Source organism: Histidinibacterium lentulum, assembly GCF_003789055.1.
GTDB classification, from domain to species: Bacteria; Pseudomonadota; Alphaproteobacteria; order Rhodobacterales; family Rhodobacteraceae; genus Oceanicola; species Oceanicola lentulus.
Map to the genome: position 1 here is coordinate 117,132 of NZ_ML119083.1, position 12,024 is coordinate 129,155.

14 protein-coding genes are annotated in these 12,024 nt (G+C 67.9%); 6 read left to right on the plus strand and 8 right to left on the minus strand.

Annotated elements, in window-relative coordinates:
- Positions 1-24: 24 nt before the first annotated feature.
- From EAT49_RS06450 to EAT49_RS06465, 4 genes are all read right to left on the minus strand, one after another.
- Positions 25-774 carry a GolD/DthD family dehydrogenase gene (locus tag EAT49_RS06450; protein WP_123641484.1) on the minus strand — a complete coding sequence of 250 codons (750 nt, stop codon included), beginning with the start codon at positions 772-774 and terminating at the stop codon, positions 25-27.
- Between the two features lie 61 nt (positions 775-835).
- Positions 836-1,825: a substrate-binding domain-containing protein gene (locus EAT49_RS06455; RefSeq protein ID WP_123641485.1), complete on the minus strand. Its 990-nt coding sequence runs from the start codon at positions 1,823-1,825 to the stop codon at positions 836-838.
- 61 nt (positions 1,826-1,886) lie between these two features.
- Positions 1,887-2,915, minus strand: a complete 1,029-nt coding sequence (locus EAT49_RS06460) for an ABC transporter permease (protein WP_123641486.1) — start codon at positions 2,913-2,915, stop codon at positions 1,887-1,889.
- Positions 2,916-2,951: 36 nt separating this feature from the next.
- Positions 2,952-4,433, minus strand: coding sequence for a sugar ABC transporter ATP-binding protein (locus EAT49_RS06465; protein WP_123641487.1), 1,482 nt, complete (start codon positions 4,431-4,433; stop codon positions 2,952-2,954).
- A gap of 327 nt (positions 4,434-4,760) precedes the next feature.
- Here EAT49_RS06465 and EAT49_RS06470 point away from each other — a divergent pair, with 327 nt between their 5' ends.
- Complete coding sequence (locus EAT49_RS06470) at positions 4,761-5,120, plus strand: hypothetical protein (RefSeq protein ID WP_123641488.1); 360 nt, start codon at positions 4,761-4,763, stop codon at positions 5,118-5,120.
- Positions 5,121-5,274: 154 nt separating this feature from the next.
- Here the strand turns inward: EAT49_RS06470 and EAT49_RS06475 are convergent, their stop codons facing one another.
- Positions 5,275-5,976, minus strand: a complete 702-nt coding sequence (locus EAT49_RS06475) for a winged helix-turn-helix domain-containing protein (protein ID WP_123641489.1) — start codon at positions 5,974-5,976, stop codon at positions 5,275-5,277.
- Positions 5,948-6,235 carry a hypothetical protein gene (locus EAT49_RS06480; protein ID WP_123641490.1) on the minus strand — a complete coding sequence of 96 codons (288 nt, stop codon included), beginning with the start codon at positions 6,233-6,235 and terminating at the stop codon, positions 5,948-5,950. Before EAT49_RS06480 ends, EAT49_RS06475 begins: the two co-directional genes overlap by 29 nt.
- Positions 6,236-6,397: 162 nt before the next feature.
- On the opposite strand from EAT49_RS06480, the gene EAT49_RS06485 reads away from it, so the two are divergent.
- The 4 genes from EAT49_RS06485 (at position 6,398) to EAT49_RS06500 (ending at position 9,630) form a co-directional block, all read left to right on the plus strand.
- Complete coding sequence (locus tag EAT49_RS06485) at positions 6,398-6,922, plus strand: hypothetical protein (protein WP_123641491.1); 525 nt, start codon at positions 6,398-6,400, stop codon at positions 6,920-6,922.
- A 112-nt stretch (positions 6,923-7,034) separates the two neighbouring features.
- A complete protein-coding gene (locus tag EAT49_RS06490; RefSeq protein ID WP_123641492.1) occupies positions 7,035-7,664 on the plus strand; it encodes a ribonuclease HII in 630 nt (209 codons plus the stop codon).
- Between the two features lie 87 nt (positions 7,665-7,751).
- Positions 7,752-8,855, plus strand: a complete 1,104-nt coding sequence (locus tag EAT49_RS06495) for a site-specific DNA-methyltransferase (protein ID WP_123641493.1) — start codon at positions 7,752-7,754, stop codon at positions 8,853-8,855.
- A 139-nt stretch (positions 8,856-8,994) separates the two neighbouring features.
- Positions 8,995-9,630 carry an NAD(P)-dependent oxidoreductase gene (locus EAT49_RS06500; RefSeq protein ID WP_123641494.1) on the plus strand — a complete coding sequence of 212 codons (636 nt, stop codon included), beginning with the start codon at positions 8,995-8,997 and terminating at the stop codon, positions 9,628-9,630.
- A 62-nt stretch (positions 9,631-9,692) separates the two neighbouring features.
- Here the strand turns inward: EAT49_RS06500 and EAT49_RS06505 are convergent, their stop codons facing one another.
- On the minus strand, positions 9,693-9,938 hold the full coding sequence (locus EAT49_RS06505; protein ID WP_185020681.1) for a hypothetical protein: 246 nt from the start codon (positions 9,936-9,938) through the stop codon (positions 9,693-9,695).
- 339 nt (positions 9,939-10,277) lie between these two features.
- On the opposite strand from EAT49_RS06505, the gene EAT49_RS21795 reads away from it, so the two are divergent.
- Positions 10,278-10,679, plus strand: coding sequence for a type II toxin-antitoxin system PemK/MazF family toxin (locus EAT49_RS21795; RefSeq protein ID WP_123641496.1), 402 nt, complete (start codon positions 10,278-10,280; stop codon positions 10,677-10,679).
- A gap of 157 nt (positions 10,680-10,836) precedes the next feature.
- Here the strand turns inward: EAT49_RS21795 and EAT49_RS06515 are convergent, their stop codons facing one another.
- A complete protein-coding gene (locus EAT49_RS06515; RefSeq protein ID WP_123641497.1) occupies positions 10,837-11,976 on the minus strand; it encodes an alkane 1-monooxygenase in 1,140 nt (379 codons plus the stop codon).
- Positions 11,977-12,024: the final 48 nt, after the last annotated feature.

Consider the following 12,024-nt stretch of genomic DNA (forward strand, 5'->3'; position numbering starts at 1 on the left):
CTCGTATCCGGCCCACCCCCGGACTCACCTGACGGTGAACCCGCCGTCGATCAGAAGATCGGCACCGTTGATCATGTCCGCACCGCCCGACGCGAGGAACACCGCAGCCGCCGCGATCTCCTCCGGTTCGGCGAACCGGCCGGAGGGGATCTGGGCCTTCATCGCCTCGCCTTTCGGCCCCTCCCAGGCCTTGCGACCGAGTTCGGTGAGAACCACCGTGGGCGAGATCGAGTTGACGCAGATGCCGTGCAGTCCCCATTCGAGGGCCATCACCTTGGTCATCCCGAGGACGCCGAACTTCGAGGCGCAGTAGGCGAGGTGTCCCTCGATGGCGACGGTCGCAGCCTGGCTGGCGAGGTTGACGATCTTGCCGCCGCCCTGCGCGATCATCCGACGCGCCACGGCCTGCGCCATCAGGAAGCTGCCGGTCAGGTTCACGTCGAGCGTGCGCTGCCACGCGGCGAGGCCGAGCTCCTCGGCCGGGGCGAGATCCACGATCCCCGCGCTGTTCACGAGGATGTCGATGCGGCCGAAGGCGTCGGCAACTGCGCTCACGCAGGTCTCCGCGCTCACGGCCTCGGCCACGTTGCAGCCGAAGGCCTGCGCCGCCCCGCCGAGCGCCTCGGCCTTCTCGCGCGCGCGGGTCTCGTCGAGATCGCAGAGCGCGAGCTTCACGCCCTTGGCGGCATAGGCCTCGGCGATGGCCGCGCCGATCCCGGAGGCGGCGCCGGTGACGAGGGCGACCTTGCCCTCGAGCGGAAAGTCGAAATTCATCTGCCGGTTCTCCGTTGGGTGGCGGCCGGCCCGGGAAAGCCCGGGCCGGCCGCCATTGCCGTTACTGCCGCATCTCGAGGAGGGCGTCGACGTTGTCGAGCGTCACCGGGGTCCACGGCACGTTGTACTCGGCATCCGCGCCATCGTTCCACGGCATGTCGGGATACTGCTCCCAGATGTCGGACTGCGGCTCATAGCTCTCGTCCGCCGCCTTCAGCACGACGTCGAGAGCGCCCTGCGCCTGGGCTCGGGCATCCTGAAGGATCGAGGCCATGTCGCCCGCCTTCACCGCCATCAGCGCGTCTGTCACGCCATCGATGCCGGCGATGGCGAAGTCCTGCGGCTCGAGCCCCGCGCCCCGGATCGCCTCGATCGCGCCGAGCGCCATCTCGTCGTTCTGGCCGATCACCCCGTCGATCTGGTCGGGGTGCGCAGTGAGCCAGTTCTCCATGAGGGTCTGCGCCTCGGCGCGCGACCAGTTCGCGGTCTGCCGCTCCAGCACCTCGACGTCGGGGCACTCCTCGAGGGCCATGAGGTTGCCCTCGAGCCGGCTGATCTGGGCGGACTGTCCGATGGGCCCCTCGAGGATCACGACATTGCCCTCGCAGCCGATCTGGTCGAGAACGTAGCGCGCCTCCATGTAGCCGGACTGCACGTCGTCGGAGCCGACATAGGCCGTCAGCAGGTCGCTGTTGACCCGCGTGTTAGACCCCACGACCGGGATACCGGCGTCGGCCGCGGCCTGAACGGCCGTGGCGCCAGCCTCGATGTCGATGGGCACGAAGATGATCGCGTCGAACTGCTGCGTGATCATCGTCTCGAACTGCTCCTGCTGGACCAGGGCGTCGTAGCGGCCGTCGAAGATCGTCAGCTCGACATCGCCGGACTGCACCGCCGGGTGCTGTTCCAGCGCCTCGGACCAGATCTGCATGAACTCGGCCTGAAGCCCGTAGACGGCCGCGCCGACCCTGATCGGGTCGTCCTGGGCCATGACGGGAGCGGCCGCGAGGGCCATGGCGGTCGTCAGACCCAGCAGTTTCATCGTCTTCATGACAGGTTTCCTCCCTGGTTTCGAAAAGGTGCCCGGCCCCGCCGGACAGCAGGCGGCGCGCTCACGCCCGCCTGTTTCGCGACTGGTCGAGCAGCACGGCCGCCACGATCAGGACGCCTTTGATGACCTGCTGGTAGTAGGATTCCACTCCCATCAGATCGAGACCGTTGTTCACCACCCCAATCAGCAGCGCCCCGATCAGGGTGCCCCCGACATGCCCGACCCCGCCGGCGAGGCTCGTGCCGCCGATGACCACCGCGGCGATCGCGTCGAGCTCGTAGGCGATGCCCGCCTGCGGCAGCGCCGAGCCCGTCCGCGCGGCGAGGATCATCCCGGCGAGACCCGCCAGCGCGCCCGAGATGACGTAGACGGAAAAGCGGATGCGCGTGACGTTGATCCCCGACACGGTCGCGGCATGGGGATTGCCCCCCGCGGCATAGACGCGCCGCCCGAACCGCGTGGACGACAGCACGTACCACGACACGAAGAAGACCGCGGCGAAGATCACCACCGGCAGCGGGATCCCCCAGACGTCGCCCGTCCCGATCCAGCGGTAGCCGTCGGTCAGCGCGGGGATCGGCCGGCCGCCGGAGGCGAGGAGCGTCAGCCCCCGCGCCGCCGAGAGCATCCCGAGCGTCGCAACGAAGGCCGGGACATTGTAGCGCGCGACCAGCACCCCCGAGACCGCCCCGGCGCCCATGCCCACGCCGATACCGATCACCAGCGCGATCACCGCAGGATAGGGACCGCCTGCGATCGACGCGATGGACGAGGTCGTGGCGAACGTCGCCGAGACAACCCCAGCGAGCGCCACGACCGAGCCCACCGACAGGTCGATGCCCCGCGTCAGGATGACGAAGGTCATGCCGATGGCGAGGATGCCGTTGATGGAGGTCTGTCGCAGGACATTGACGATGTTGCGGGTCGTCAGGAAGTACTCGTTGGCGATCGAGAGAACCACGCAGAGGAGGACCAGCGCGATCAGGATGCCGAACCGCTGGACATAGGCGGACACCCGGGCCCGGTGGCCCGCGGCGTTCGTCGTCTCGGTTCCCGATCCGGCCGCCGCCGGCGTCATCTCTTCGCTCATCGCCTGTCTCTCCTCCCGGCCCGTCGGACCGCCTTGTCATGCGGCCAGATGGACCAGCTCTTCCGCCGTCATCGCGGCGCGGCTCAGCTCGCCCGCGATGCGCCCGTCCTTCATCACGATCACCCGGTCGGCCATGCCCAGCACCTCGTCGGTCTCCGACGAGATCATCAGCACGGTGCCGCCCGCCGCGGCGAAATCCGACATGATCCGGTAGATCTCGCGCTTGGCGCCCACGTCGACGCCCCGCGTGGGCTCGTCGAGCAGCAGGACCTTCGGATCGGTCATGAACCACTTGCCCAGCACGACCTTCTGCTGGTTGCCCCCCGACAGGCCCGACACCTCGAGCTGATCTCCGCTCGTCTTGACGCCGAAAAGGTCGATCATCCGCTGCGCCGCGCGCTTCTCCGCGGCAACGCTCATGTTGACCCCCCGCGACAGGGCCGGCAGGCTCGCCATGCAGAGGTTGTTCCGGACCGAGGCCAGGAGCACGAGCCCGCTCTCCTTGCGGTCCTCAGTGACGAAGGCCAGGCCCTTCGCGATGGCATCCGCCGGGGCGCGGACCCTGAGGTCCTCGCCATCCAGCCGCACCGTGCCGGCCCGGTGCGCGCTCAGCCCGAAGAGCCGCTCGAAGATTTCCGTCCGCCCCGACCCCATCAGCCCGTAGAAGGCGAGGATCTCCCCCCGCCGCGCTTCGAAGGACACGTCCCGGACGCCGTTCCGCCCGTCGATCCCCGAGACGGCCAGCGCGATCTCGTCGGTCGGCCGGTTCTCCTTGACGAATTCCTCGGTCAGCGGCCGGCCCACGATCATCCGGATCAGGTCGCCCTTGCCCACGTCGCCGATGGCCCCGTCCGCCACATAGGCCCCGTCGCGGAAGACCGTGTAGCTGTCCGCAATGTCGAAGATCTCCGACAGCCGGTGACTGACGTAGATCACGCCCTTGCCCTGCGCCTTCAGCCGGCGGATCGCGGCGAACAGGTGGTCCGCCTCGCTCTCGCCCAGGGCCGAGGTCGGCTCGTCCATGATGATGACCTCGGCGTCGTAGGACAGCGCCTTGGCGATCTCCACGAGCTGCAGCTTCGCGACGCTCAGGTCCATCATCAGCGCGGTCGGCGGAATGTCGAAGCCGAGCTGGTCCAGAAGCTCCTTCGCGCGGGCGTTCATGCTGCGGAAGTCGACACGCCCGAAGGCGCGCAACGGCTCGCGCCCGAGAAAGATGTTCTCGGCGACGGTCATCGCCGGAACCGGGCTCAGCTCCTGCTCGATGATCGAGATGCCGTTCTCGAGCGCCTCGCCGGGCGACGCGAAATGCACCTCGCGTCCGTTCCGGCGGATCGTTCCGGCGTCGCGCTGCTGGATCCCCATGACGATGGTCAGGAAAGTCGACTTGCCCGCGCCGTTACCGCCGCAGAGCGCATGGACGCTTCCCCGCTCGAGCCGGAAGCGGCCGTCCCAGAGAGCGGCCACGCCTCCGAAGGACTTCTTGAGACCGCTGACCTCCAGCAGAACGTCGCCCATGTTGCCTCCTCCCCGAGAACATGTGCCGATGCATCATTTGTCGCATCGCTTCTGACATTTGTCAAACCAACTTGGAGAGATGTAAGGGAAAGGTTCTTTTTAGATTTCCCATCAATTACTTACGCTCCCACTGCCGGACCCGTTCGGACGTGGGTCTGGCCGGCGGGCGCCTGTCCATGCCCGCCTGGGGGGCGCTCCGCCCAGTTTGGGCCGGCCCCCCCCCGGACGACGGTCCGCCCCTGCGGTCGTTAACCTGTTGTTAAGGTTTTGCGCGACGGCGCCCGAGCGGCGCGGTAAGGCGTCCCCGGCATGTCTGTCGGAGGTTCCATGAGTAACGCGCGCACAGCAGTGCTGGACGAGATGACCGAATTCGCCATCGAGGAGCTTCTGTCGGGGCGGCCCGAGCGACCCGCGGCGCTGGTGCGGCGCATGGCGGAGCGATGGCCGGAAGAGCCGGCGCTGGGTCTCGTCTTCGCCGTCACCTCGGCCGTCGCGGGGATCGAGGACAGCTTCGGAGGCGCCGCGCCGCAGGAGCCGGTGATCAGTCTCGGCTACCGGATCGCGGCCTTGGCGGCGGCGGATGTCCACGCGATCCAGGCCATGGGTCATGTCCCCGCCTTGGCGGAGGACCTCCTGCACTTCTGGCGTCGGTCCGATCCCGCCTATTTCGGCCCGAGGGGACGGTAGGTCGCGACGACCTGCGCCATGTCCGGGGCGGATGGTGTTGTGGGGGGTGCGGAGCGGAAGCCCGGCCCGCGGCTGAGAGGCGTACCGGAACGCCCGGGCAGGCCGGGCTTCTGCCCGGCACATGGCAAGGCGGGGCGCGCGGGTCAGAACGGTGTCACAGCACCCGGATCACGCTCTTGTCGATGGCCAGCATGTAACCCTGACGAGCGATGTTCTTGACCAGCAGCTCGGAGATCATCTGGTTCCCGAGGCTGTCCCGCAGGCGTTTGATACGCGTGGCCCCTGCCGCCTCGTCGCAGTCGTGGGCGGGACGGCCCGAGATGACCGCCTCGATCTCCGCGCCCGTCATCACCTCGTCGTCGAGCCGCGCCTCGGCCAGCACCGAGAGCGTTTCCATCGCAGCGGGCGTCAGCTTGAACTCGAAGTTGTTGAGATAGACGAGGTTCTGCTCCCGCGCGAGGGTCAGGGCATTCACCTCTATCCCCTTCTGGGCGATCTGCCCCATCCGCCGGTTCAGCGCGATCAGCATGACGACGAAGGTCAGCGCCGCGATCATCAGGCCCGATGCGAAGATCAGCAGCACGAAGATGATGTAGCGGTAGCTCGACAGCACGTCGGAAAACGCCTGGGACGAGCTGACCATGACCTTCATCAGCTCGAGCTCCGCCGGGCTGGTCAGATCGGCCTCCACCACGATGCGGTTCGCCAGCGCCTCGAAGGCGGTGGCGCTGGGCAGGCCCGTCAGCAGGAAGTATCCCGCCCCCGCGAGGATCAGCGCGATCGCGGCGAGGCCGATGGCGACGGCGCGGACGCCGGTCTGGCGGGTCTCAATAGCGGAGGTAGAAATTTCCCGCATCGGTTCTCCTCGATTCGGCGCCGGCACTGTCGAAGGTGCCGCGAACGACGAGGAGTTGCCAGCCGGCTTCGGCGAGACGGTCCCGAAGCTCCTCGGTGGCGGCGGGCACGGTGCAGTCGCCCCGGATCTCCGCCACACCGTAATGGAGGTCGTAGGGGTCCGATTGCGATGCGGTGTAATCGGCATAGCAGGAGGCCTGGGCCGCCGCCGATGAGGCGAGACCGAGGGCGAGCGCGAAGGCGAGGGCAAGACGTGTCATGACCGGACCCTGCGCCCGCGGAACGTGCTATTCAATAGCGGGAGATCCCCGCTGGCCGCCATCGCCCGGCAATCCGACGTTATTGCCCGGCAACGCCGGCGGGCTGCACCCTCGGTGCGCAATCCGCGTTCGACGAACGGACATGACCGAAAGGAGTCGCAGATGCTCAGAGAGGGACTTTCCCGCCTCACCGCTGTCGTCCTCAGCGCCGCCCTTGCCCTCGGCACGATGGCCCCCGCCCCTGCCGCCGCGGAGGGGCGAAGCGAGGACCGGCAAGGCGCGCAGGATACCGCCGCGCTTCTGTTCTTCGGGCTCGCGGCCGCGGCGCTGATCGCGCATCTCGCCAGCAAGGATGACGACGACCGCAAGGACGACGCGCCGCGCATCCGGATACCGCCCCCCGACGACCGCGGCGGGGACGGGTTCGGCGACCACGGGCCGGGCATCCATGTCCCGCCTCCCGACGACCGCGCGCTCCCGATCTCGTGCGTGAACCGCGTGCTGAGCCCCGATGGCACGATCACGCCCCTCTACATCCGCAACTGCCTCGCCCGGGAGGGTGTGGACGTGAACAGGCTTCCCCGGCAGTGCTACCGGGAGGTCATGGGCCGGCAGAACAACCTGCGTCACGGCTTCGTCACGCGGTGCCTTGCCCGCCACGGCTATTATTCGCCGGACCTGCAATAGTCCTTCGAGCAGTCGGCGCGCCAGGCATCGCGCCGGCAAAGGGGGCGAGGGTCGGATGCCCTCGCCCCCTTTTTGTCTTGCGGTCCGGAGCCGGGCGCGGTTTGCCTGAGGCATGACCGGGACAGCCGACTTCACGCGCGAGGCAGACGCCACGGCCCGCGGCTTTCTCGCCGTGGCGGGCGTGGACGAGGTGGGACGCGGTCCCCTGGCCGGTCCGGTGACGGCGGCGGCGGTGATCTTCGACCCGCGGCGCATCCCCGACGGCATCGCAGACAGCAAGACGCTCACGCGGCCGGCGCGGGAGAGGCTGGCGGAGGAGATTCGCGCGGTGGCGCGGGTCGCCGTCGCCCATGCCTCGGTGGAGGAGATCGACCGGCTCAACATCCTGCGCGCCGCCCATCTGGCCATGTGCCGGGCGATGCAGGCGGTGGGGGCGGATTACGCGCTGATCGACGGCCCGCACCTGCCGCGGGAGATGACCTGCCCCGGGGTCGCCCTGGTCAAGGGAGACGCGCTCTGCGTCTCGATCGCCGCGGCCTCCATCGTGGCCAAGGTGGCCCGCGACGCCCTCATGGTGGGTTTGGCGCAACAGCACCCCGGCTACGGCTGGGAGACCAACATGGGCTACGGTGCAAAGCGTCACATTTCGGCACTTCAAAATCTCGGACCGACCCCACACCATAGGCGGAGCTTTGCGCCGGTGCACAATATCTTGTGTCGAGACAATTCCATAACCGACTGATTCAAATATGTTTTTGACACCGAATCGCCACTGACTCATGTTTGACCTCAACCAAGAGCGGGGCACCCGCCGGGGACGAGGCAGAGAATGACGAAGACACTGACGACGGGCGCCGCGGCGCTCCCTCTCAACACGATCCTCGCGGGGGACTGCATCGAGGAGATGCGCCGCCTGCCCGAGGCGTCCATCGACCTGATCTTCGCAGACCCGCCCTACAACCTGCAGCTTCGCGGCGACCTGCACCGACCCGACAACAGCCTCGTCGACGCGGTGAACGACGCATGGGACCAGTTCACCGGCTTCGAGGCCTATGACGCCTTCACCCGCGCCTGGCTGACCGAGGCGCGGCGCCTGCTGAAACCCAACGGCGCGATCTGGGTGATCGGCAGCTATCACAACATCTTCCGCCTCGGGGCCGAGCTTCAGACCCAGGGCTTCTGGATCCTGAACGATGTCGTGTGGCGCAAGTCGAACCCGATGCCGAATTTCCGCGGCAAGCGACTGACCAACGCCCACGAGACGCTGATCTGGGCCAGCCGGGCGGAGGGCGCGCGCTATACGTTCAATTACGAGGCTCTGAAGTCCCTGAACGAGGGCATCCAGATGCGCTCCGACTGGGTGCTGCCGATCTGCACCGGCCACGAGCGGCTGAAGGGCGCGGACGGCCAGAAGGCCCATCCGACGCAGAAGCCGGAGGCGCTCCTGCACCGGGTTCTGGTGGGCACGACGAACCCGGGCGACGTGGTGCTCGACCCGTTCTTCGGCACCGGCACCACGGGCGCGGTGGCCAAGATGCTTGGCCGCGACTGGATCGGGATCGAACGCGAAGCGGCCTATCGCGAGGTGGCCGAGGCGCGGCTCGACCGCGTGCGCCGCTACGACCGTGACACGCTCGCCGTCTCCGCCTCGAAGAGGACGGAGCCGCGCGTGCCCTTCGGCCAGCTTGTGGAGCGGGGCCTCCTGCGGCCGGGCGAGATGCTGCGCTCGATGAACGGCAAGATCGCCAAGATCCGGGCGGACGGGACGCTGGTGGCCGACGATGTCACCGGGTCCATCCACCAGGTCGGCGCCCATCTCGAGGGCGCTCCCTCCTGCAACGGCTGGACCTACTGGTCCGTGCGCCGCGAGGGCCGCGACCTGCCCATCGACGTCCTGAGACAGCAGATTCGCGCGGAGATGCGCGACACCTGATAGACCGCCGGTGCCTGCGGCCAATGCCGCACAGGGCACGACTCCCCCCGCCGGCATCCGTCCGGCGGGGTTTTTTCGTCCGCGAGGCATCCGACCGCGTCTCTCGTGCGTTCCCCATGAAAGACAACGGGAGACGGCGATGCGACTTCTGGTGATCGGAGCGAGCCGCGGGATCGGGGCCGAGGCGGTGCGCCTTGGGTTGATGCGGGAGCACGAGGTCCGGGCCTTCGCCCGCAGCGCCATGAGCCTGCCCGAGGAACCGGGACTGGAGCGGATCGCGGGCGACGCCACGAAGGCCGGCGATGTGGCGGCCGCGGTGAACGGGGTCGATGCGGTCCTGCTCTGCCTCGGCCTTCCGAAGGGCGCCGGCGCGCTGGCCCGGCCCACGACGCTGTTCTCCTCTGCGACGGAGGTGGTTCTGGACGCGATGCGGGCGATCGGCGTGCAGCGTCTGATCGCCGTCACGGGCTTCGGCGCGGGCGACAGCCGGGCGGCGGTGGGGCGGATCATGGGCCTCCCGTTCGAGGCGGTGATGGGCCGGGCCTATGCGGACAAGACCCGGCAGGAGACGCTGATCCGGAACAGCGGGACGGACTGGACGCTGGTGAGGCCGGGCATCCTCACGGGCGGCGCGATGACCGGCCGCTACCGCGTGCTGACGGAGTCCCAGTCATGGCGGCTGGGCCTGATCGGCCGCCGGGACGTGGCGCATTTCATCCTGGGCGCCGTCGAGGCGGGTACCCATATCCACGAGGCGCCGGTGCTGATCCGCTAGGCGTCCACACGTGGAGCACCGTCAACCCGCTGACATAACTGGGATAATCGGAAAAACGCCCGTCAGAGCGGCGTGATCGTTCCGGTCATCGTCTCAGGGTCTCCGTCGCTGCCCGGGCCGGTCATGGTGATCCGGTCGCCGGAGACCGCCACGCGCACGCATTGCGGGGAGGGATCGTCGGACGGCATCCCCATGAACCTCACGTCCGTCTGGCACAGCTGGTCGCCCGTCGCCTGCCAGCGCGCCGTCAGGGTCAGGCCGGCCACCGACGTCTGGCTCGTGCCGTCGGCGTTGAGGAGCATCGTCATGGGTTCGGCGTCCCCGCCCTGCTCCCGCAGGTCGAGGCGGCTGCCAGACAGCCGCTCCTGCAGGGAGGCCGGCGCCGGGGCCGTCCCCTGCGGCGGGGCGCCCGCCACCGGCTGAGCCACTGTCGGCCCGTCCGTCGGCGTCACACAACCCGCAAGAGCGGCCAGAGCAACTCCGACGAAAAGACATGAAATCCGCATGTTGTGATCCCTCCCACCTGATCGTGTGACTCGGAGAGTGGCATCCGTATCGGGAAGGACGCAACCGCGGTGTTTGGTGGGGCAGAGCGGTCGCCAAGAACCCGAGTGTTGCCGACCTCGATAGCAATCGTATGGTGAAGCATGACTGTAGTCTTGCACCCCAGCCCAGGTACGATTGTTCGGGTTGACCTTTCCCAAGGCTTCAGAAAGCCCGAGATGGTCAAACGGAGACCAGCAGTCGTCCTATCGCCTCTGCTTCCCGACCGCCCCCAGCTTTGCACCATCGTTCCGATGAGCACCACACCTCCCAAGAAGGTTCAGGCTCACCACCTAAAGCTGACTTTCCATCCTCCGCTTCCATACCCTTATGATGCGCCCGAAGCTTGGGTAAAGGGGGACATCGTCCTCACAGTGGCCTTCCACCGACTCCGGCTTCTCTTCTCAGGTTGGGATCAAGGTCAGCGAGTCTACGACGTACGCTTCCTAGACGACGCCACACTAGAAAAAGTGCGCGATTGTGTCCGAGCAGGGTTGGGATTGTGATTTGCAATTTCCGCGGGAGCGCCCATATCTGGTCCGTCGCCGGTAGCACCGGCACTTAAGTCCAGGTTAGGAGCCTGGCCGCCAGGTTTGGTGATCGCAAACTCGGCCTGGTGTCAGTAAGGCCCCGCCTTGGCGGGGCCTTATGCTTTGGACCAGCTCACCGCGGCTGCGGGAGGGAGAACGTCTTGTAGGGGCCCCAGTCCCGGATCTCGGGATAGAAGGTGCGCCGCCACGCGCGCACCCTCGGGTTCATCACCCGGCGCCAGAGCGGCGGGATCATCGCCAGCATCGCCATCACGGGGTAGCCGTAGGGCAGCTGCGGCGCCTCGGTCTCGGCATAGCTCTGCAACAGCGGAAACCTGCGGTCGGGCTTGTAATGGTGGTCCGAATGGCGCTGCAGGTTGATCAGCAGCCAGTTCGAGGCGCGGTGACTTGCGTTCCAGGAGTGTTGCGGCTGCACATGCTCGTACTTGCCATTGCCCAGGTGCTTTCGCGTCAGGCCGTAGTGCTCGACGTAGTTCGTCAGCTCCAGCGCCCAGATGGCCGTGCCCGCCTGCACGAGGAACAGCCCCAGCCCGATCCATCCGCCGATGAGCAGCGCGAGCAGAAGCGCGCCCGCCTGCAGCGCCGCATAGAGCCAGAACGGATTGGAGCGGTGCCACCATGGCAGCCCCTTGCGCGCCAGCATCGCCCGCTCGGCGCGGAAGGCCGAGGGCGGGCATTGCAGCAGGACGCGGGGGTAATAGCGGTGGAACCCCTCGTTGTACCGCGCGGTCACGGGGTCGCGGCCCGTGCCGACATAGCGGTGATGGACCAGCAGGTGCTCCGACCGGAAATGCGAATAGAGCACCATGGCCAGCAGCAGATCGCCCAGCCACCGTTCGAGCCGGTTCCGCTGGTGCAGGAGCTCGTGCGCGTAGACGATGCCCACGGTGCCCGAGATCACCCCCATGCCGAAGAACACGCCGACCTTTTCCCAGCCGGAGAGGTGCGGGGCATCCGGCACATAGGCCAGCAGGGACACGATCAGACCGAACTGCACCGGCGCCCAGAGCATGACCACGAGGCGGTACCAGAAGAGCTGGTCCTCGCCGGTCGCGGGATCGGCGTTCTCCTCGTTCAGCCCGGTGATCGCGTCGAGCAGGGACACGATGTACCAGGTGCAGACGGGCGCCAGCGCCAGCGCCCAGCCGCCGTAGAGCGCGCCGATCCAAGGCAGCGGGGCGAGCGCCATGGAGAGCCAGAACGGCAGGGCGTTCGACAGGCGCGCGACCGGGGATGAAGCGGGGGTGATCATGGGGCCTGTCTACCGGGCGATTCCGGCAAATGTTTAGCGGCGCCGGGG